This window comes from Aquincola tertiaricarbonis (assembly GCF_023573145.1).
GTDB lineage: Bacteria > Pseudomonadota > Gammaproteobacteria > Burkholderiales > Burkholderiaceae_C > Aquincola > Aquincola tertiaricarbonis_B.
On the sequence record NZ_CP097636.1, the window covers coordinates 2,509,087 to 2,527,670 of the forward strand.

Here is an 18,584-nt window from a genome sequence, read left to right on the forward strand (position 1 = left end):
GGATGGCCGACGAACAAGCCGTCGATGTGCTGCGCCCGCAACAGCCGGGTGGCATGCGGGCCGGCGCCGCGGCCGCGGTGCTGGCGCACCTGGCCCTGATCGCCGCCATCACCCTGGCCACCAACTGGCGGGTGAGCACGCCCGAAGGCGTGACCGCCGAGCTGTGGGCCGCCAGCCCGCAGGAAGCGGCGCCACGCGGCGAACCACCGCCCCCCCCACCTCCTGCGCCTTCCCCTGCACCGCCCCCCGCGCCCGCCCCGGCGCCAGAACCGCCGCCGCCCGCGCCTGCCCCCCGGCCCGAGCCCAAGCCGGTGCCTGCGCCGCCGCCCAGGCCTTCGCCGGCTGAACGCGATGCGCAGATCGCGGTGGAAAAGGCCAAGAAGGAAAAGGAACAGAAAGAGCGCGAGGACCGTGAACGCGAGGCCGAGCGCCAGCGCGCGGCCGACAAGCGCGAGCGCGAAGCCAAGCTGAAGGCCGAGCAGGAAAAGAAGGAACGCGCCGAGCAGCAGGCCGCCGCCCGCGAGAAGGCCGAGAAGGAAAAGGCCGAGCGCGAGAAGAAGGAGCGTGCCGAGCAGCAGGCCCAGGCCGCCAAGGAGAAGGCAGAAAAGGACAAGGCCGAGAAGGCCGCCGAGGCCAAGCGCGAACAGCTGCGCAAGGAACAGCTGGCCCGCATGATGGGCCAGGCCGGCGCCACCGGCGCGCCCGATGCCCGCGGCACCGCGCAACGCGACGCCGGTCCGTCGGCCAGCTACGCCGGCCGCATCGTGGCCCGCGTGCGGCCCAACATCGTGCTCACCGACGACGTGCCGGGCAACCCGGTGGCCGAAGTCGAAGTGCGCGCCGCGCCCGACGGCACCATCCTGGGCCGCCGCCTGGTCAAGGGCAGCGGCGTCAAGGCCTGGGACGACGCGGTGCTGCGCGCCATCGACCGCACCGACGGCCTGCCCAAGGACGTGGACGGCCGGGTGCCAGGGTCGATGGTGATCGTGTTCCGGCGGGGGGATTGAGGCATGCAGATCGAGCAGATCCGGCTGAAGAACTTCAGGGCCTTCCGGGATGTGCAGATGAAGGACATCCCGCGGTTCTGCGTGCTGGTCGGTGCCAATGGCACCGGCAAGAGCACGCTGTTCGCCGTGTTTGCATTTCTGCGCGATGCAATGGCCGGCAACGTGACCACCGCACTGGCACGCCTGGGAGGCAGCCGGGGCTTCCAGGAAGTGCGCAGCCGGGGCTCCAGCGGGCCCATCGAGATCGAGCTGAAGATCCGCACCACGCTGGCCGACGGCCACGCACGCCGCATCACCTACGAGCTGCATGTGGATGAGCGCGACGGCCGACCGGTGGTGGCGCGCGAGGTGCTGCGCTACAACCGGGGCAACCGCGGCGGCCGGCCCTGGAAGTTCCTGGACTTTGCCTACGGCACTGGCGCCGCCGTTACCAATGAGCTGGAAGGCGTGGCCGACGAGAGCCAGTTGACGCGGGAAACCCAGACCTTGAAGAGCCCGGACATCCTCGCCATCAAGGGGTTGGCGCAGTTCGAGCGCTTTCCGGCGGTGGTGGCCCTGGGCAACCTGATCGAGAACTGGCACCTGTCCGACTTTCACATCAGCCGCGCCCGGCCCGAAGCCGAGGCCGGCTTTGCCGACCACCTGAGCCGCGAAGGCGAAAACCTGTCGCTGGTGGTCGAGTACCTGCACCGGCAGCACCCCCAGCTGTTCAACGACATCCTCGACCGCCTGAAGCACCGGGTGCCCGGCATCAGCCACGTGGAAGCGAAGACCACCGAAGAAGGCCGCGTGCTGCTGAAGTTCTCCGACGGCGCTTTCGAGGACCCCTTCCTGGCCCGCTTCGTGTCGGACGGCACGATCAAGATGCTGGCCTACCTGGTGCTGCTGTACGACCCCCAGCCGCACCCCCTGCTGTGCGTGGAAGAACCCGAGAACCAGCTCTATCCCACCTTGCTCTGGGACCTGGCGGAGGAGTTCCGGTCCTACGCCGACCGGGGCGGCCAGGTCTTCGTCTCCACCCACTCTCCCGACTTCCTGAACGCCGTCAAGCTGGACGAAGTCTTCTGGCTTGGCAAGGTGGAAGGCTATACCCAGGTGCACCGCGCCGCCGACGACGCACAGTTGGCGGCCTACATGGCCCAGGGCGACCGCATGGGCTACTTGTGGAAGGAAGGCCTGTTCCGCGGCGCTGATCCGCGATGAGGCACCTGGTCTTCCTGCTCGAAGGGCCATCCGAACGCGACGCCCTGGCCGTGTGGCTGCCCCGATGGCTTCCCGACGACGTGCAGCCGCACTTCCTCGTCTTCGAGGGCAAGCAGGACATGGAAAAGCGCATGGCCCTGAAGATGCGCTACTGGCAGCTGCCCAACTCACGCTTCCTGGTGCTGCGCGACAAGGACAGCGGCGACTGCCATGCTGTCAAAGCCGCACTGCGCGCCCGGTGTGACGAGGCAGGCCGGGCCGATGCCGTGGTGCGCATTGCCTGCCATGAGCTGGAGAGCTTCTTTCTGGGCGATTGGCCGGCGGTGGCACAGGCATTTGAGCAGCCCCGCCTGGCCGCACTGGCACGAAGCGCCAAGTACCGCGACCCTGATCGCATCGCCGCGCCCGAAGCGGAGCTGCGCCGCCACCTGCCGGGCTACCAGAAGCGGGACGGCGCGCGCCGCATTGCGCCGCACATGCACCTGGATCAAAACGCGTCCTGCAGCTTCAGACACCTGCGCGATGCGATCTTGGGTCTGGCGCAAGGGTGAGCTGACCCCCAAGCCCGCTTCGCTCGCGCCCCCCAGGGGTGACCCCAGTCCCTGGGGGCGGCCCGGCGGGACGGGGCGCTTCAGCGCTGCGCCCTGCGCAGCAACCACCCGTCCACCGACCACCGCCCGGGGCCCCACAGCACCAGGCCCACCAGCAGGCTGCCCCAGAACACGTGCTGCTGCAGCGCGGCCTCGCCGATGTCGGGCAGGCTGATGGCAGCCACCGCATTGACCACGAAGAGGCCCGCCGCCGCGAAGCGGCCGCCCAGGCCCAGCACCAGCAGCACCGGCAGCAGCAGCTCGCCGGTGGTGCCCATCACCGCGGCCAGCTCGGGCGGCAGCAGCGGCACGTGGTATTCGTCGCTGAACAAGGCCAGCGTGATCTCCCAGTCGCGCAGCTTGGTCAGCCCCGACAGGAAAAACACCTTGGCGATGTACAGCCGGGCCAACAGTTGCGCAGCGGGTTGGGCTGCTTCCAGCAGGCTGACGATGCGGCGTTGCCAGGCCCACAGGCCGGACGCTGCGTGAGATGAAGACCAGGTGTTCATGTCGGTTCCTCCTCGGCCGGCGCCGCCTCCACGGCCACCAGCCAGCCTTGTTGCACGGCTTCGCCCAGCCAAGCGGCGAAGTCCAGGTCGGGCGCCGCATCCAGCGCCCCGGTGAGCGGCTGGCGCGCCAGCAACGCCTCGGTGAAATCGGCCTGCGCGGGCGGCAGCGCCGCCACCCGGGCGCGCCAGCCCTGGCGCCAGACCAGCGCCGTCTCGCCCTGCCCCGCAGCCAGCGCGGCGCGTGCAGCCGCGAAGCGGTCGGGTGATGCGTCCGCCGCGCGCTGGTGGTCCTGCTGGTGCGCATGCCACAGCGTGACCACGGGCCAGCGCGAGCGCAGCACCGCCGTGCCGGGGGCCAGCCGCAGCCACAGCCGGGCCGGATCGGTATCGCCCAGGCGCTGCAGGCCGGACAGTTCCTGAGGCGCGTCAGCGGCGCGTTCGGCCTGGTGCAGCCGCCAGTCCAGCCGCGCCACGTCGGCCAGGTAGGGCTCGTCGGCCAGGCTGGGGCTGTCGGCGATGAAGCCGGGCAGTGCATCCCCCAGCTCGCCCAGGTCGCCACGCTGCGGCGGTTGCGCATGCCAGTACGCCCGGGCCAAGCCGGCCATCGACGCCGCGCCGATCAGCGCCGCGACCGTGGGAAAGGCGGCCGCCAGCGCCCGCTCGGCCGCCGCGCCGGCATTGGCCTGGTACACCTGCAGCCCACGCAGCCAGCCGGCCTGCGGCGCCTGCCACAGCGCGGGGTCGGCGGCGCCTGGGGCGTGCGACAGCGCGCGCCACAGAGCCTGCTGGCGCTCGGCCTCGGTGAGTAGCGGCCGCTCAGCCATGGGCCACCTCCGCCGCCACGGCATCCGCCCGCGCGGCTTCCTGCAGCAGCACGTCCAGCGCGGGCAGGTCGGTGTCCCATTCGATCAGCGTGGGCACGGCGCCCAGGCGCTGCACGGCTTGTCTATACAACTGCCACACCGGTGCATGCACGCGGCTGCCGTGGTCGTCGACCACGATGTCGCCGCTGTCGTCGTAGCCGGCCAGGTGGATTTCGCCGACGTGACGGCCGTCCAGCTCGGCCAGCCAGGCCGTGCCTTCGGCCACCGGATCGCGGCCGGCATTGAGGGCATTGACGGCGATGTTGTTCAGGTCCAGCAGCAGCCAGCAGCCGGTGCGGCGGGCCAGCTCGTTGAAGAACTGCGGCTCGGCCAGCGTGCTGTCCTGCCAGCCCAGGTAGGCCGCCAGGTTCTCCACGCCGATGGGCCGGCGCAGCCGCTCCTGTACCTGCTGCACGTGCCGGCACAGGATGTCCAGCGATTGGTCAGTGAACGACAGCGGCAGCAGGTCGTTGGCATGCAGCACCGGCCCGCCGGCCTCACGCGCCACACGGGCGAAGCAGGCATGGTCGGAGACCCGCACCGGATCGAAGCGCTGCACCAGCCGCGCCAGCCGGTCCAGGTGCCAGGCGTCCAGCCCGGCGGCCGAGCCCAGCGCCAGGCCCACGCCGTGCAGGCTCACTGGATAGGCCTCGCGACCCTGCTGCAGCACCGCCAGCGCCGCCCCGCCGTCGGCGAAGTAGTTCTCCGAGTGCACCTCGATGAAACCCAGCGCGGGCCGCCGCTGCAGCAGCTCGGCTTCGTGCGGCTGGCGCCAGCCGATGCCGGCGGCGGTGGGGGTGTTCGAGGTGTGCATGGCGGTGGCGGCGGAAGCTGCAAGCGAGCTTGATCAGGACTTGGGCATCGCCTTCATCGCCTCTTCGGCGGTCATGCCCTTCATGTCCTTGCAGGTGCCCTTGGCCACGTACTTCCATTCGTCGGGCGCGTTGTCCACCTTGGCCTGGCCAGCGCAGCTATGGCTCTTGCTCAGGTTGGCGCAGTCGTTCTGGCCGGCCTTGGCGATGCCGAAACACTTTTCCTTGCCCTTGTCCTGCGCGGCAGCTTGGCCGACCAGGCCCAGGGCGAGCACGGAAGCGAGGGCGGAAGAAGCGATGAGGCGGTGGTTCATGGTGTGACTCCGTGGTGGGATGAACAGTCAGGCCCGCGGGCCTGGTGGAAACGATAGCCGGCAAACGCTGCCGACGTGTGTTGAGTCGCCCGTCGTCACCCGTCCTTACACTGCGCTGTCGAAAAATTTCGGGTGCGACCCATGAGTGACTTTGCGCGTCAGGTGGAAGGCCTGCGGCCCCAGCTGATCCGCTTCGCCCGCAGCCAGCTGCGCAACGAGGCCTGGGCCGAGGACGCGGTGTCCGACACCTTGCTGGCGGCGCTGGAAAAGCCGCAGGCCTTTGCCGGCCAGTCGCAGCTCAAGACCTGGCTGGTGGGCATCCTCAAGCACAAGGTGGTGGATCAGCTGCGCAAGCACAGCCGGGAAGCCACGGTGCTGGTGGACGACGACGGCGAAGATTTGGACGAGCTGCTGTTCGCGGCCGACGGCCACTGGCGCGAGCCGCCGGCCATCTGGGCCAGCCCCGAGGCCTCGCTGGGGCAGCGCGAATTCTTCGAGGTGCTGCAGGCCTGCATCGACCACCTGCCCGCGGTGCAGGGCCGCGTCTTCATGATGCGCGAATGGCTGGATCTGGAGACTGACGAAATCTGTAAGGAACTCCAGATCAGCACGACCAACCTCGGCGTGCTGCTGCACCGCGCACGGCTGCGCCTTCGGGAGTGCCTGGACCTGCGCTGGTTCCAAGCACCACGCACCACCTGAACCCTTTGCATCATGAGCTTCAAGCTGATCCGCAACTGCCGGGAAGTGACGGCACTGGTACTGGCCGGGGAAGACCGCCGGCTGGCTGCGCATGAGCGGCTGGCCGTGCGCATGCACCTGGTGGCCTGTGACGGCTGCACCCATTTCCAGCAGCAGATGACGGTGATGCGCCGCGCGCTGCAGCGCTGGCGCAGCGACGACGAGCGCGACGGCGAGGGCTGAGAACCCCCGCCCGCTACGCCGCGTCCACCACCGCCACCACCGTGCCGGCGGCCAGGTACACGCCGCTGGCCGCCAGGCGCCGCAGCCGGCCGGCGCGCGGCGCGTGCAGCGGCATTTCCATCTTCATCGCTTCCATCACCGCCACCAGTGCCCCTTCGGCCACTTCGGCGCCGTCGTCGGCCTGCCAGGCCAGCACGGTACCGGCGCTGGGCGCGGCGATGCTGCCGGGCTCGGCCTGCGCCCCCGGGCCCGCAGCCTCGGCGCCACTGGCCGCCCCGGAAGAACCGGCCGCCAGCCCCTGCAGCAGCGCGGGCGGCAGGCCCAGCATCACCCGCCGGCCGTCGATCTCGATGGCCATGCGCTGCAGGCCTGCGGTAGGCGCGGGGCCGGGCCGCACCGCGGCAGCCAGCGTGGCTTGGAAGTCGGTCTCGATCCAGCGGGTGTGCACTGCAAAGCCTGCGTCGCCGACGAAGTCGGGCGCCTCGATCACCGCGCGGTGGAAGGGCAGCACCGAGGCCACGCCTTCGATGTGGAACTCGGCCAGCGCGCGCCGCGCACGCGCGATGGCATGGGCCCGCGTGGCGCCGGTGACGATCAGCTTGGCCATCAGCGAATCGAAGCTGCCCGGCACCACCGAGCCGCTGGCCACGCCGGCGTCCACCCGCACGCCGGGGCCGCTGGGCGCCTCGAAGCGCTGCACCGGGCCTGGCGAGGGCAGGAAGCCGCGGCCCACGTCTTCGGCGTTGATGCGGAACTCGATGGCATGGCCTCGCGGCGTCGGCGTTTCGCGCAGCGACAGCGGCAGGCCGTCGGCGATGCGCAGCTGCTCCACCACCAGGTCAAGGCCGCAGGTCTCTTCGGTCACCGGGTGCTCCACCTGCAGCCGGGTGTTCACCTCCAGGAAGGAGATAGCGCCCGAGGCACTGAGCAAAAACTCCACCGTGCCGGCGCCCACGTAGCCGGCCTTGGCGCAGATGTCGTGCGCCGCGCGGTGGATGCGCTCACGCTGCTCGTCGCTGAGGAAGGGCGCGGGCGCCTCCTCCACCAGCTTCTGGTTGCGCCGCTGCAGCGAGCAGTCGCGCGTGCCCAGCACCACCACATGGCCGTGGGTGTCGGCCACCACCTGCGCCTCCACGTGGCGCGGCCGGTCGAGGAACTGCTCGACGAAGCATTCGCCGCGGCCGAAGGCGGCCGTGGCCTCGCGCACCGCCGATTCGTACAGCTCGGCCACCTCGTCCATGCGCCACGCCACCTTGATGCCGCGGCCCCCGCCGCCGAAGGCCGCCTTGATGGCGATGGGCAGGCCATGGCGCTCGGCGAAGGCCAGCACCTCGTCGGCGCCCGAGACCGGGTCGGCGGTGCCGGCCACCAGCGGCGCGCCCACGGCCATGGCCAGCTTGCGGGCCTGCACCTTGTCGCCCAGCTGCGCGATGGCCGCGGGCGGCGGGCCGATCCAGCGCAGGCCGGCGTCGATCACCGCCTGCGCGAAGGCCGCGTTCTCCGACAGGAAGCCGTAGCCCGGGTGCACCGCATCGGCACCGCTGCGGCGGGCCACGTCCAGCAGCTTGGCCGCGTTCAGGTAGGTGTCGGCCGGGCGCTCGCCGCCCAGGCCGTGGGCCTCGTCGGCCAGCCGGGCATGCAGCGCGTCCAGGTCGGGGTCGGCATAGACGGCGACCGAGCGCACGCCGTAATCGGCACAGGCGCGGACGATGCGCACGGCGATCTCGCCGCGGTTGGCAATCAGGACTTTGTTCATGGCGTGTGCGACGTGCGAAGAGGATTGGGCGGCGTTCAGGCCTGGGGAACAACCGGCATGAAGGGCCGCAGCGGACGCAGCCGCACGCGGGCGCCGATGGGCAGCTGGCCCGCCAGGTCGAGGTGGTGCGGCGCGATGGCGCCGATGACCGGATAACCGCCGGTGAGCGGGTGGTCGGCCATGAAGAGCACGGGCTGGCCATTGGGCGGCACCTGCAGCGCGCCTCGCACCGTGCCTTCGCTGGGCAGCTCCTGCGCTTCATAGCCAGGTGCGCGCTGCAGCGCCTGCGCGCCCTGCAGCCGCAGGCCGACGCGGCTGGACTGCGGCGTCACCTGCCACGCCTGCTCGGCCAGGCGGGCGATGGACTCGGCGGTGAACCACTCGGTGCGCGGGCCCATCACCACGTCCAGCGTCACCAGCTCGTCGGCGGCGGGCAGTTCGGGCGCTGACGTGGGCTCGCCCACCACGCCGGCGGCCGCGCCCACGGCCAGGCGGTCGCCGGCGACCAGCGGCGCCGGGCCCAGGCGGGCCAGGGTGTCGGTGGCGCGGCTGCCCAGCACCGCCGGCAGCACGAAGCCGCCGCGCACCGCCAGGTAGCTGCGCATGCCGCGGCGGGGCTCACCCAGCGTCAAGGTGTCGCCGTCGGCCAGGGCCAGCGGCTGCTGGCGCGGCACGGCCCAGCGGCGGCCGTCGGCGGCCTGCAGCGTCAAGGGGCCGTCGGCGCCGGTCACGGCCACCACCAGCTCGCCATGGCTGCGCAGCGCCAGGCCGCCCTGCACCGCTTCCAGCGCGGCGGCGCCGGGCTCGTTGCCCACCAGCCGGTTGGCGGCGCGCAGCGAGGCCCGGTCCATCGCGCCCGAGGCCGACACACCCTGCCCCGCCAGCCCGGGCCGGCCGAGGTCCTGCCACAGCGTCTGCGGGCCGGCTTGCAGCACCTCCAGCTGCGGCGTACCGGCGGGGGGTGAGGCCGGAGCGGCCACCTCGGCCAGCGGCGGCGCCACCGCCCCCGCCGGCCCGGCATCGACGAAGCGCACCCGCTGGCCCGGCTGCAGCAGCGCGGGCTGCGCGCGCGACAGGTCCCACATGCGGGTGCCGGTGGTGCCGATGAGCTGCCAGCCGCCCGGGCTGGCCTGCGGGTACACGCCACTAAAGGCGCCGGCCAGGGCCACCGCGCCGGCCGGGATGCGGGTGCGCGGCGAGCGCCGCCGCGGCACGTTGAGCGCCGGGTCGCCGCCACTGAGGTAGCCGAAGCCGGGCGCAAAGCCGGTGAAGGCCACGGTGTACTCGGCCGCGGTGTGGCGGCGCACCACCTCGGCCGGCGTCAGGCCGCAGTGCCGAGCCACTTCGTGCAGGTCTTCGCCGTCGTAGTGCACCGGGATCTCGATGCAGGGGCCGGCGGCGCGCTCGGCCGCCACCAGCGGGCGGGCGGCCAGGCGCCGCGCCAGCTCGGCCTGCGGCAGCGCGGTCGGTCGGTGGCGCACGAGCAGCGTGCGCGCGGCGGGCACCACTTCTTCGATGCCGGCGATCGGCTCGGCCTGCAGCGAAGCCAGCAGCGCCAGCGTCTGCGGCAGGTCGTCCAGCTCGACGAGCAGCGCATCCAGGTTGACGGGAAGAAATCGCACGAGGGGGTCCGTAGGTTCAGGGAGGTCAGACGTGCCAGGCGGCGTCGGGCACGTCGGTGATGAACATATGGCCCGGGGCATGGGTGATGGCGAAGGGCACGCCCGAGGCCATCACCGCCGCCTGCGGCGTGACGCCACAGGCCCAGAACACCGGCAGCTCGCCGGGCCTGATCTGCACCGGGTCGCCGAAGTCGGGCTTGTCCAGGTCGGCGATGCCCAGCGCGGCCGGATCGCCCACATGCACGGGCGCGCCGTGCACCGAAGGAAAGCGGCCCGAGATGGCCACCGCATCGGCCACGCGCTCGGCCGGGATGGGCCGCATCGACACCACCAGCTCACCATGCAGGCGGCCCGCCGGGCGGCAGGCACGGCGTGTGCGGTACATGGGCACGTTGCAGCCCTGGGCGATGTGCCGCACCTCGATGCCGGCCTGCTGCAGCGGCGCCTCGAAGGTGAAGCTGCAGCCGATCAGGAAGGTGACCAGGTCGGGCTGCCCCGCCCACAGCGCGCGGGCGTCGCTCACCTCCTCGGCCAGCCGGCCGTCGCGCCACACGCGGTACAGCGGAATGTCGGTGCGCAGGTCCGCCCCTTCGGCCAGCGCGGTGGTGTGGCCGCCCGCCTCGATCACGTCCAGCACCGGGCAGGGCTTGGGGTTGCGCTGCGCATAGAGCAGGAAGTCCCAGGCCCAGTCGCGCGGCAGCGAGACCATGTTGGCCTGCGTGAGGCCCGGCGCTACGCCGGCAGTGGGCACCACGCGGCCGGCGCGGTAGGCGGCGCGGGCCTCCTGCGCGGCGGCCAGGGCCAGCGGGTCTTGCGTGGGCGCGGGGATCATCTGGCCACCTCCGCGGCACCGCAGAAGGGCCGCAGCGCCACGCCCGCAGCCTCCAGCGTGCGGCGCACGCTGGCGGCCATGGCCACGGCGCCGGGGCTGTCGCCGTGCACGCAGATGGAATCGGCCCGCACGCGGGCCAGGCTGCCGTCCACCGCCTCCACCACGCCTTCCTGCACCAGGCGCAGCATGCGGGCGGCCACGGCTTGCGCGTCGTGCAGCACAGCGCCCTTCTCGCGCCGCGACACCAGCGTGCCCTGCGGCGTGTAGCCGCGGTCGGCAAAGGCCTCGGCCACCACGCGCAGGCCGGCATCGGCGGCCCAGCGTTCCAGCGGCGAGCCGGCCAGCACCACCAGCGCCAGCCCCGGGTCCACCGCGCGGATGGCGGTGATCACGTCGCGGGCCTGCCGCTCGTCATGCGCGATGGTGTTGTACAGCGCGCCATGCGGCTTGACGTAGCGCACCCGCGTGCCGGCGGCGCCGGCCAAGCCTTGCAGCGCGCCGATCTGGTAGACCACGTCGGCCACCAGGTCGGCGCTGGCGATGTCCATGTTGCGACGGCCGAAGCCCACGAGGTCGGGGTAGGACACGTGCGCGCCCACGGCCACGCCGCGCTGGCCGGCGGCCTTGAGCGTGGCCAGGATGCCGGCCGGATCGCCCGCATGGAAGCCGCAGGCCACGTTGGCGCTGGTGACGATGTCCAGCATCGCGGTGTCGTCGCCCATGCGCCAGGCGCCCAGGCTTTCGCCGAGGTCGCTGTTCAGGTCGATGTTCATCAAGGGCACTCCTGCAGAAGGGAACGGGCGAAAGGCAAGGGGCGAAGTCGTCAGGCCGGCTCGAGCTGGCTGCTCAGCTCGCGGCCCTGGGTTTCGGGCAGCATCAGGCAGGCCACGATCACCAGCAGGTAGGCGCCGGCCGCCAGGTAGCCGATGGCCGCGCCCAGCGGCATGGTGCTGCTGAGATAGCCGACCAGCGCCGGGCACACCGAGCCGACGGCGCGCCCGAAGTTGTAGCAAAAGCCCTGCCCCGAGCCGCGGATGTGGCTGGGATACAGCTCGGTGAGGTAGGCACCCATGCCCGAGAAGATGCCCGACAGGAAGAAGCCCAGCGGAAAGCCCAGCACCATCATCGCGGCGTCGGTGATGGGCAGCTGCGTGTAGCACACCACCAGCACCGCGGCGCAGGCCGCGAACAACATGAAGCAACGGCGGCGGCCCAGGCGGTCGGACAGGTAGGCGCTGGTGAGGTAGCCCGCGAAGGAGCCGAAGATCAGCACCATCAGGTAGCCGCTGGTGCCCAGCACCGACAGATGGCGCTCGGTCTTCAGGTAGGTGGGCAGCCAGGTGGTAACGGCGTAGTAGGCGCCCTGCATGCCGGTGGCCAGCAGGCTGGCCAGCACCGTGGTGCGCAGCATGGCGGGCTTGAAGATCAGCAGGAAGTTGTTGCTCTGGCCCGTCTGTGCCAGGCGGGCCTGGGTCTCGCGGAACACCGGCGGGTCGCTGATGTTGCGGCGGATCCAGAGGATGACCAGCGCGGGCAGCGCACCCAGCCAGAACAGCACGCGCCAGGCCTGTTCCTGCTCCACATGGGCGAACACCACCCAGAAGGCCACCGCCGACAGCGCCCAGCCCACGGCCCAGCTGCTTTGCACCAGGCCCACCGCCTTGCCGCGGTGGCGCGCGCGGATCATCTCGGCGATGAGCACCGAGCCCACCGACCATTCACCGCCGAAGCCCAGGCCCTGCAGCGCCCGCGTGATGAACAGCTGCGTGGGCGAATCGGTGAAGCCACTGAGCACGGTGAAGAAGCTGAACCACAGCACGGTGAGCTGCAGCACCCGCACGCGGCCGTACTTGTCGGCCAGGATGCCCGCCAACCAGCCGCCGATGGCCGAGGTGACGAGCGCGCCGGTGGCGATGTAGCCGGCTTCGGTCTTGGTCATGCCCCAGACGAGGATCAGCGTCGGGATCATGAAGGTGTAGATCATGTAGTCGAACGCATCGACGCCGTAGCCGACGAAGGCGGCGACGAGCGTCTTGCGCTCCTGCGGACTGGTTTCCTTGAGCCACATGGCGATCTCCGTTTCGGTGAGCGGGACGAGGCGGGACCGAAGCGGGCCCGACGGGTTGGGATGCGGCATGTTCAGCAAGGCCCATGCCATTGAAGCTCAATGCGAACTAATCTGTTCTTCGTTGTTGTCGTGATTGTTGAACAATCCTAAGCACCTTGTTGGTCGGTGTTTGCCCTGATACATGCCCCCGAAGCGGGCGCAGCGGCCCGTGACGGTGCATGGCGCCGATGCCTGCGTCGCCCGCCTACACTGCGGCCGCGCCATGACGAACGACACCGCCAAGAGCTCCAGCCTCACCGACCGCGTCACCGAAGAAATCCGCCGCAAGCTGGCGGATGGCGAGTTCGCGCCCGGGCAGCGCCTGTCGGAGGCGGCGCTGGCCGAGCAGCTGCAGATCTCGCGCAACACGCTGCGCGAAGCCTTCCGCCTGCTGAGCAAGGAAGGCCTGCTGACGCATTCACCCAACCGCGGCGTGTCGGTGGCGGTGCCCGACATGGCCTCGATCATCGACATCTACCGCGTGCGGCGGCTGATCGAGTGCCAGGCGCTGGCCCAGGCCTATCCGCGCCACCCGGCCAAGAAGCGGCTGCGCGAGGCGGTGGAAACCGCGATGCGCGCGCGTGATGCGGGCGACTGGCGCGCGGTGGGCTCGGCCAACATGGCCTTTCACATGGCCATCGTGGAGCTGGCCGACAGCGAACGGCTCAACACCATGTTCGCCCACCTGCTGGCCGAGCTGCGGCTGGCCTTCGGGCTGCTGCAGGACCCCGAGTTCCTGCATGCGCCCTACGTGGACATGAACGTGAAGATCCTGGACCTGGCGGAGGCCGGCGACTTCAGCCAGGCCGCGCAGGCGCTGAACGACTACCTGGTGCACTCCGAGCGCATCGTGCTGGCGGTGTATGCGCGCCGCATGGCGGGCGTGGCGCCGGCCACCTGAAGGAAGCAGCGCCCCTGGCGCTGACGGGTTCAGTTCAAGGCACCGCCCGGGCGCCGGAGGTCGGCGCCTTCCCCTTCCCACTGCAGCGCGATGCGCAGCGCCTCTTGCACACCGGCCACCTGCTGCGCCAGCGTCATGCTGGGCAGGCTCAGGCCCGGCGCCTGCGCCGCCTGCTGCGGCAGCAGCGGCACGTGCATGAAGCCGCTGCGCACGCCGCTGCCGGCCAGCGCATGCTGCAGGCCGTAGAACACGTGGTTGCACACGAAGGTACCCGCCGTTTGCGAGATGGACGCAGGATGGCCCGCCGCCTTCAGCCCCGCCACCATGGCCTTGATGGGCAGCGTGCTGAAGCAGGCCGCCGGTGCACCCGGCACCACCGGCTCGTCCACCGGCTGGCGGCCCCGGTTGTCGGGAATGCGCGCGTCGTCCACGTTCAGGGCCACACGTTCGATCGACAAATCGGTGCGGCCCTCGGCCTGGCCCAGCGCCAGCACCAGCCGCGGCCGGTGCTGCCGCAAGGCCTCGGCCAGCGCCTGCAGCGCGTCGCCAAAGGCACAGGGCAACACCACGCCCACGACCGTCGCCTCGGCCCCCAGCGCGCGGCCATGCAGCGCCTGCGCCACCTCGGCGCTGGGGTTGAGGCCGGAGCCGCCAAACGGCTCGAAGCCGGTGACCAGCACGCTGGACGAAGGGGTGTAGCGGAGTACTTCCATCACGCGATTGTGAGGCGGCCGTGACCGGCGGTAAGCAGCTGTGGATGCCGTCGGAGCATGACTACAGGTTTTCCCGGGGCGGCCCGACAGCCCCGGCGCGGGCCGGTGCCTACAGTTCCCTCATCGCGCCGCTGCGCACTGCAAACAGGAGTACGACGATGCAACTCGCCACCCGCCAACGCCTCGCCATCGTGGCCTCGGCCGCCGCCCTCACGCTGCTGACGGCCTGCGGCCGCCAGGACGATACCGTGGCCAGCAACAGCCCCGCCAACAGCGGCATGACCAGCTCCGAGACGGCGCCGACGACGGCACCCTCGACCACCGCGCCGACGACCGACTCGACGACCGGCGTGACGGGCACCACGGGCACGGACGCCACCACGGCCAGCACCGGCAGCACCGCGCCCAACAGCATCGAAGCCACCGCCGAACGCGCGGGCCAGGCCGCCGAGCGTGGCGTGGAAACCGCCGTCACCGCCACCGGTGATGCCAGCCTGACCGCCAAAGTCAAGACCGCCCTGATCACCGCGCCCGACCTGAGCGCGATGAAGATCAACGTGGACACCAACAACGGCGTGGTCACGCTGAAGGGCGAAGTGAAGAACACCGCCGAGAAGGTGAAGGCCGAACAGGTGGCCTCCAACGTCACCGGCGTCACCCAGGTGGTGAACAACCTGCAGGTGGCGAACAGCTGAACGCTTGACGGCAGCCGCGGGCCGGAACAGACGTTCCTTTAGGCCGGAGGCTCGCCGTAGCCCCCGCCGCCCGGCGTGTTCAACACGAACACGTCGCCGGCCTGCAATTCGGCCGAGCCGATGTGCGCCAGCGTCTCGACGCGGCCATCGGCTCGTTCCACGTGGCTGCTGCCCACCTGGCCCGGCTGGCCGCCGTGCAGGCCGAAGGCGCCCTGCACCCGGCCATTGCTGAGGATGGAGGCCGTCATCGGCTCCAGGAAGCGCATGCGGCGCGTGCCGCCGTCGCCGCCGCGCCAGCGGCCCGCGCCGCCGGAGCCGGCGCGGACCTCGTAGCTCTCCAGCCGCACCGGGAAGCGGAACTCCAGCACCTCGGGGTCGGTCAGCCGTGAGTTGGTCATGTGCGTCTGCACCACGCTCGTACCGTCGAAGCCTTCGCCCGCGCCCGAGCCGCCCGATACCGTCTCGTAGTACTGGTGACGGGCGTTGCCGAAGGTGAAGTTGTTCATCGTGCACTGGCCGGCCGCCATCACGCCCAGCGCGCCGTACAGCGCATTGGTGACGCAGGTGCTGGTTTCCACGTTGCCCGCCACCACCGCCGCCGGTGGCCGCGGGTTGAGCATGCAGCCTTCGGGCACGATGACCTGCAGCGGCTTCAGGCAGCCGGCATTGAGCGGGATGTCGTCGTCCACCAGCGTGCGGAAGACGTACAGCACCGCCGCCATGGTCACGGCCTTGGGCGCGTTGAAGTTGTTGGGCAGCTGGTCGCTGGTGCCGGTGAAGTCGATGGTGGCGGCGCGGGCCTGGGCGTCCACCGTCACCGCCACGCGGATGGTCGCGCCGTTGTCCAGCGGCAGCTCGAAGCGGCCGTCCTTGAGTGCGGTGATCACGCGGCGCACCGATTCTTCGGCGTTGTCCTGCACATGGCCCATGTAGGCCGCCACGGTGGGCAGGCCGTACTGCGCCACCATGGCCCGCAGCTCCTGCACGCCTTTTTCGTTGGCAGCGATCTGCGCCTGCAGGTCGGCCAGGTTCTGCGCCGGGTTGCGTGAAGGCCAGGGGCCGCTGCCCAGCAGCTGCAGCATCGCCTGCTCGCGCAGCACCGGGCCGCCCTCACCCACTTCCACCAGCTTGACGTTGTCGATCAGCACGCCCTCGTCGGCGATGGTCTGCGAGAACGGCGGCATCGAGCCTGGCGTGGTGCCGCCCACGTCGGCATGGTGGCCGCGCGAAGCCACGTAGAAGGCGGGCCGCGTGGCATCGGCCTCAGTGTCGACGTCAGCGTCGGCGTCCAGGAACACCGGCGTCACCACCGTGATGTCGGGCAGGTGGGTGCCGCCGTGGTACGGGTCGTTGAGCACGAACACCTCGCCCGGCTGCATACCCGGATTGCGGTGGATCACGCTCTTGATCGATTCACTCATCGAGCCCAGGTGCACCGGCATGTGCGGCGCATTGGCGATGAGGTTGCCGTCACCATCGAACAGCGCGCAGGAGAAGTCGAGCCGCTCCTTGATGTTGACCGAGTGGGCAGTGTTCTGCAGCCGCAGGCCCATCTGCTCGGCGATGTTCATGAAGAGGTTGTTGAAAACCTCCAGCATCACCGGGTCGGCCTGGGTGCCCACCGCCTGCGCCTGCGCGCGTGGCCGCGTGCGGCGCAACTCCACCGCACCGCCGGCCAGCAGCAGGGCCTGCCAGCCGGGCTCCACCACGGTGGTGGCATTGCGCTCGGCCAGGATGGCCGGGCCATCCACCTGCGCGCCGGCGGGCAGCTGCTCGCGCTGGAACAGCCAGGCATCGCGCCAGCCGGCGGGCTGCTCGTCGGCGCTGCAGTACATGCGCACCGGCTCGGCCCTGGGCGGCGTGCCGCCGGGCTGCGGGCCAGCCGCGGCCTGCAGGTGGCTGCCCAGCGCCTCGCCGGGCAGCACCGCTTCCACCGAGACGGATTCGATCTCCAGTGGCTTGTCGGGCGGCAGGAAGGCGAAGCGCTGGCGGTAGGCCGCCTCGAAGCTGCGGCGCATCGTGTCCGCATCGGCGATGGGCACGGCCAGTGCGGTGTCGGTGCCGCGGTAGCGCAGCTGGGCACGGCTGCGCAGCTCGAAGGGCGAGCCCGCCGGGGCCGCTTCGGCCGCCAGGCCCGCTTGCCCTGCTTGCACCGCCAGCTCGGCCAGCGCCGCCCGCTGCAGCGCCTGCAAGGTGTGCTGCGCGGCGCCAAGACCGGCCTCGTCCAGCGGCTGCTCGACCGAGGCCTCGCGCATCACGATCTGGTCGGCCAGGCCCATGCCGTAGGCGCTGAGCACGCCGGCCAGCGGATGCACGTACACCGTGCGCATGCCCAGCGCATCGGCCACCGCGCAGGCATGCTGGCCGCCCGCGCCGCCGAAGCATTGCAGCGTGTAGGCGGTGACGTCGTAGCCGCGCGCCACCGAGATGCGCTTGATGGCATTGGCCATGTTGGCCACCGCGATCTGCAGCGCACCGGCGGCCACCTCTTCGGCCTGCACGGGGCGGCCGCTGCCCTGCTGCATCTGCAACGCGATCGCCTCGAAGCGGTGCAGCACCTCCGCCCTGTCGAGCGGCTGGTTGCCGCGCGGGCCGAACAGCGCCGGAAAGTGCGCCGACTGGATGCGGCCCAGCATCACGTTGGCATCGGTGGTGGCCAGGGGGCCGCCGCGGCGGTAGCTGGCGGGGCCGGGGTGGGCGCCGGCCGATTCCGGCCCCACGCGCAGCCGCGCCCCGTCGAAGCGGATGATGGAGCCGCCGCCTGCGGCCACGGTGTGGATGCTCATCATCGGCGCGCGCATGCGCACGCCGGCCACCTGGGTGTCGAAGGCGCGCTCGAACTCGCCCGCGTAATGCGACACGTCGGTGGAGGTGCCGCCCATGTCGAAGCCGATGACGCGCGGATGCCCGGCCGCCACCGCGGTGCGCACCATGCCCACGATGCCGCCCGCGGGGCCGGAGAGGATGGCGTCCTTGCCCTGGAAGCGATGCGCCTCGGCCAGGCCGCCGGAGCTTTGCATGAACAGCAGCCGCACGCCGGGCATCTGCGCCGCCACGCGGTCGACGTAGCGCCGCAGGATGGGGCTGAGGTAGGCATCGACCACGGTGGTGTCGCCCCGCGGCACCAGCTTGATGAGGGGGCTCACCTGGTGCGAGATGGAGACCTGCGTGAAGCCGATGTCGCGCGCCAGCGCGCCCACCGCGGCTTCATGGCCGGCAAAGCGCCAGCCGTGCATCAGCACCACCGCGCAGGCGCGGATGCCGCCGTCGAAGGCAGCCTGCAGCGCGGGGCGCAGCGCCGCCTCGTCCAGCGGGCGCACCACGCCGCCATCGGCGGCCACGCGTTCGTCCGCTTCCACCACCTGCTCGTACAGCAGCTCGGGCAGCAGGATGCGGCGGTCGAACAGCCGCGGCCGCGCCTGGTAGGCGATGCGCAGCGCATCGCGGAAACCGCGGGTGGTGACCAGCAGCGTGCGGTCGCCCTTGCGTTCCAGCAGCGCATTGGTGGCCACGGTGGTGCCCATCTTCACGCAGGCCACCAGGCCCGGGGTCACCGGCTCGTCGGGCGCCAGCTGCAGCAGCCGGCGGATGCCTTCCACCGCCGCGTCTTCGTAGCGGCCGGGGTCTTCGCTCAGCAGCTTGAGGGTGTGCAGCGCGCCACCGGGGGCGCGGCCCACCACGTCGGTGAAGGTGCCGCCGCGGTCGATCCAGAACTGCCAGCGTGGGTCCATGGGTG

The 18,584-nt window shown here is 71.3% G+C and carries 18 protein-coding genes; 7 read left to right on the plus strand and 11 right to left on the minus strand.

The window, feature by feature from the left end; genetic code table 11:
* The first annotated feature begins 2 nt into the window (after positions 1–2).
* From tolA to MW290_RS25930, 3 genes are read left to right on the plus strand one after another with little or no spacing between them, the layout of a single operon-like run.
* On the plus strand, positions 3–1,007 hold the full coding sequence (gene tolA, locus MW290_RS25920) for a cell envelope integrity protein TolA (RefSeq protein WP_250197223.1): 1,005 nt from the start codon (positions 3–5) through the stop codon (positions 1,005–1,007).
* A 3-nt stretch (positions 1,008–1,010) separates the two neighbouring features.
* A complete protein-coding gene (locus MW290_RS25925) occupies positions 1,011–2,210 on the plus strand; it encodes an AAA family ATPase (RefSeq protein WP_250197224.1) in 1,200 nt (399 codons plus the stop codon).
* The gene (locus tag MW290_RS25930) at positions 2,207–2,761 is read left to right on the plus strand and encodes a DUF4276 family protein (protein WP_250197225.1); all 555 of its coding nucleotides are present in this window, start codon (positions 2,207–2,209) and stop codon (positions 2,759–2,761) included. The genes MW290_RS25925 and MW290_RS25930 overlap by 4 nt, the downstream gene beginning before the upstream one ends.
* Positions 2,762–2,841: 80 nt before the next feature.
* On the opposite strand, the gene MW290_RS25935 is transcribed toward MW290_RS25930, so the two are convergent.
* Genes MW290_RS25935 through MW290_RS25950 form a run of 4 tightly spaced genes read right to left on the minus strand, consistent with a single transcriptional unit; the run spans position 2,842 to position 5,298 of the window.
* Positions 2,842–3,309, minus strand: coding sequence for a DoxX family protein (locus MW290_RS25935; RefSeq protein WP_250197226.1), 468 nt, complete (start codon positions 3,307–3,309; stop codon positions 2,842–2,844).
* Positions 3,306–4,133, minus strand: a complete 828-nt coding sequence (locus tag MW290_RS25940; protein ID WP_250197227.1) for an HvfC/BufC family peptide modification chaperone — start codon at positions 4,131–4,133, stop codon at positions 3,306–3,308. Before MW290_RS25940 ends, MW290_RS25935 begins: the two co-directional genes overlap by 4 nt.
* The gene (bufB, locus tag MW290_RS25945; RefSeq protein WP_250197228.1) at positions 4,126–4,986 is read right to left on the minus strand and encodes an MNIO family bufferin maturase; all 861 of its coding nucleotides are present in this window, start codon (positions 4,984–4,986) and stop codon (positions 4,126–4,128) included. Before bufB ends, MW290_RS25940 begins: the two co-directional genes overlap by 8 nt.
* Positions 4,987–5,019: 33 nt before the next feature.
* Positions 5,020–5,298: a BufA1 family periplasmic bufferin-type metallophore gene (locus tag MW290_RS25950; RefSeq protein WP_250197229.1), complete on the minus strand. Its 279-nt coding sequence runs from the start codon at positions 5,296–5,298 to the stop codon at positions 5,020–5,022.
* Between the two features lie 141 nt (positions 5,299–5,439).
* Between MW290_RS25950 and MW290_RS25955 the strand changes: the two genes are divergently transcribed.
* Together MW290_RS25955 and MW290_RS25960 are read left to right on the plus strand one after the other, a co-directional pair.
* Positions 5,440–6,000 (plus strand): sigma-70 family RNA polymerase sigma factor, encoded by a 561-nt coding sequence (locus MW290_RS25955; protein ID WP_250197230.1) that lies wholly within the window; start codon positions 5,440–5,442, stop codon positions 5,998–6,000.
* Positions 6,001–6,012: 12 nt separating this feature from the next.
* Complete coding sequence (locus MW290_RS25960; protein ID WP_250197231.1) at positions 6,013–6,222, plus strand: zf-HC2 domain-containing protein; 210 nt, start codon at positions 6,013–6,015, stop codon at positions 6,220–6,222.
* Between the two features lie 13 nt (positions 6,223–6,235).
* Here the strand turns inward: MW290_RS25960 and MW290_RS25965 are convergent, their stop codons facing one another.
* Genes MW290_RS25965 through MW290_RS25985 form a run of 5 tightly spaced genes read right to left on the minus strand, consistent with a single transcriptional unit; the run spans position 6,236 to position 12,500 of the window.
* The gene (locus MW290_RS25965) at positions 6,236–7,978 is read right to left on the minus strand and encodes an acetyl/propionyl/methylcrotonyl-CoA carboxylase subunit alpha (RefSeq protein WP_250197232.1); all 1,743 of its coding nucleotides are present in this window, start codon (positions 7,976–7,978) and stop codon (positions 6,236–6,238) included.
* 35 nt (positions 7,979–8,013) lie between these two features.
* The gene (locus MW290_RS25970; protein WP_250197233.1) at positions 8,014–9,600 is read right to left on the minus strand and encodes a 5-oxoprolinase subunit B/C family protein; all 1,587 of its coding nucleotides are present in this window, start codon (positions 9,598–9,600) and stop codon (positions 8,014–8,016) included.
* A gap of 25 nt (positions 9,601–9,625) precedes the next feature.
* Entirely contained in the window at positions 9,626–10,432 is an 807-nt protein-coding gene (locus MW290_RS25975) for a putative hydro-lyase (RefSeq protein ID WP_250197234.1), read from the minus strand.
* Positions 10,429–11,205 (minus strand): LamB/YcsF family protein, encoded by a 777-nt coding sequence (locus tag MW290_RS25980; RefSeq protein WP_250197235.1) that lies wholly within the window; start codon positions 11,203–11,205, stop codon positions 10,429–10,431. The genes MW290_RS25975 and MW290_RS25980 overlap by 4 nt, the downstream gene beginning before the upstream one ends.
* A gap of 50 nt (positions 11,206–11,255) precedes the next feature.
* Positions 11,256–12,500, minus strand: a complete 1,245-nt coding sequence (locus MW290_RS25985) for an MFS transporter (protein ID WP_250197236.1) — start codon at positions 12,498–12,500, stop codon at positions 11,256–11,258.
* 262 nt (positions 12,501–12,762) lie between these two features.
* Here MW290_RS25985 and MW290_RS25990 point away from each other — a divergent pair, with 262 nt between their 5' ends.
* Positions 12,763–13,440, plus strand: a complete 678-nt coding sequence (locus tag MW290_RS25990) for a GntR family transcriptional regulator (protein WP_250197237.1) — start codon at positions 12,763–12,765, stop codon at positions 13,438–13,440.
* Positions 13,441–13,469: 29 nt separating this feature from the next.
* Here MW290_RS25990 and pcp read toward each other — a convergent pair whose 3' ends face one another.
* Complete coding sequence (gene pcp / locus MW290_RS25995) at positions 13,470–14,153, minus strand: pyroglutamyl-peptidase I (RefSeq protein ID WP_250197238.1); 684 nt, start codon at positions 14,151–14,153, stop codon at positions 13,470–13,472.
* A gap of 158 nt (positions 14,154–14,311) precedes the next feature.
* Here pcp and MW290_RS26000 point away from each other — a divergent pair, with 158 nt between their 5' ends.
* The gene (locus tag MW290_RS26000) at positions 14,312–14,848 is read left to right on the plus strand and encodes a BON domain-containing protein (protein WP_250197239.1); all 537 of its coding nucleotides are present in this window, start codon (positions 14,312–14,314) and stop codon (positions 14,846–14,848) included.
* Between the two features lie 38 nt (positions 14,849–14,886).
* Here the strand turns inward: MW290_RS26000 and MW290_RS26005 are convergent, their stop codons facing one another.
* Entirely contained in the window at positions 14,887–18,579 is a 3,693-nt protein-coding gene (locus tag MW290_RS26005) for a hydantoinase B/oxoprolinase family protein (RefSeq protein ID WP_250197240.1), read from the minus strand.
* Positions 18,580–18,584: the final 5 nt, after the last annotated feature.

Bases quoted from the DNA above. Each gene is read 5' to 3' on its own strand.
- MW290_RS25965 (WP_250197232.1), bottom strand. From the start codon at position 7,978: ATGAACAAAGTCCTGATTGCCAACCGCGGCGAGATCGCCGTGCGCATC.
- MW290_RS25990 (WP_250197237.1), top strand. From the start codon at position 12,763: ATGACGAACGACACCGCCAAGAGCTCCAGCCTCACCGACCGCGTCACC.
- MW290_RS25955 (WP_250197230.1), top strand. From the start codon at position 5,440: ATGAGTGACTTTGCGCGTCAGGTGGAAGGCCTGCGGCCCCAGCTGATC.
- MW290_RS25930 (WP_250197225.1), top strand. From the start codon at position 2,207: ATGAGGCACCTGGTCTTCCTGCTCGAAGGGCCATCCGAACGCGACGCC.
- MW290_RS25925 (WP_250197224.1), top strand. From the start codon at position 1,011: ATGCAGATCGAGCAGATCCGGCTGAAGAACTTCAGGGCCTTCCGGGAT.
- tolA (WP_250197223.1), top strand. From the start codon at position 3: ATGGCCGACGAACAAGCCGTCGATGTGCTGCGCCCGCAACAGCCGGGT.
- MW290_RS25980 (WP_250197235.1), bottom strand. From the start codon at position 11,205: ATGAACATCGACCTGAACAGCGACCTCGGCGAAAGCCTGGGCGCCTGG.
- pcp (WP_250197238.1), bottom strand. From the start codon at position 14,153: ATGGAAGTACTCCGCTACACCCCTTCGTCCAGCGTGCTGGTCACCGGC.
- MW290_RS26000 (WP_250197239.1), top strand. From the start codon at position 14,312: ATGCAACTCGCCACCCGCCAACGCCTCGCCATCGTGGCCTCGGCCGCC.
- MW290_RS25975 (WP_250197234.1), bottom strand. From the start codon at position 10,432: ATGATCCCCGCGCCCACGCAAGACCCGCTGGCCCTGGCCGCCGCGCAG.
- MW290_RS25940 (WP_250197227.1), bottom strand. From the start codon at position 4,133: ATGGCTGAGCGGCCGCTACTCACCGAGGCCGAGCGCCAGCAGGCTCTG.
- MW290_RS26005 (WP_250197240.1), bottom strand. From the start codon at position 18,579: ATGGACCCACGCTGGCAGTTCTGGATCGACCGCGGCGGCACCTTCACC.
- MW290_RS25960 (WP_250197231.1), top strand. From the start codon at position 6,013: ATGAGCTTCAAGCTGATCCGCAACTGCCGGGAAGTGACGGCACTGGTA.
- bufB (WP_250197228.1), bottom strand. From the start codon at position 4,986: ATGCACACCTCGAACACCCCCACCGCCGCCGGCATCGGCTGGCGCCAG.
- MW290_RS25950 (WP_250197229.1), bottom strand. From the start codon at position 5,298: ATGAACCACCGCCTCATCGCTTCTTCCGCCCTCGCTTCCGTGCTCGCC.
- MW290_RS25985 (WP_250197236.1), bottom strand. From the start codon at position 12,500: ATGTGGCTCAAGGAAACCAGTCCGCAGGAGCGCAAGACGCTCGTCGCC.
- MW290_RS25935 (WP_250197226.1), bottom strand. From the start codon at position 3,309: ATGAACACCTGGTCTTCATCTCACGCAGCGTCCGGCCTGTGGGCCTGG.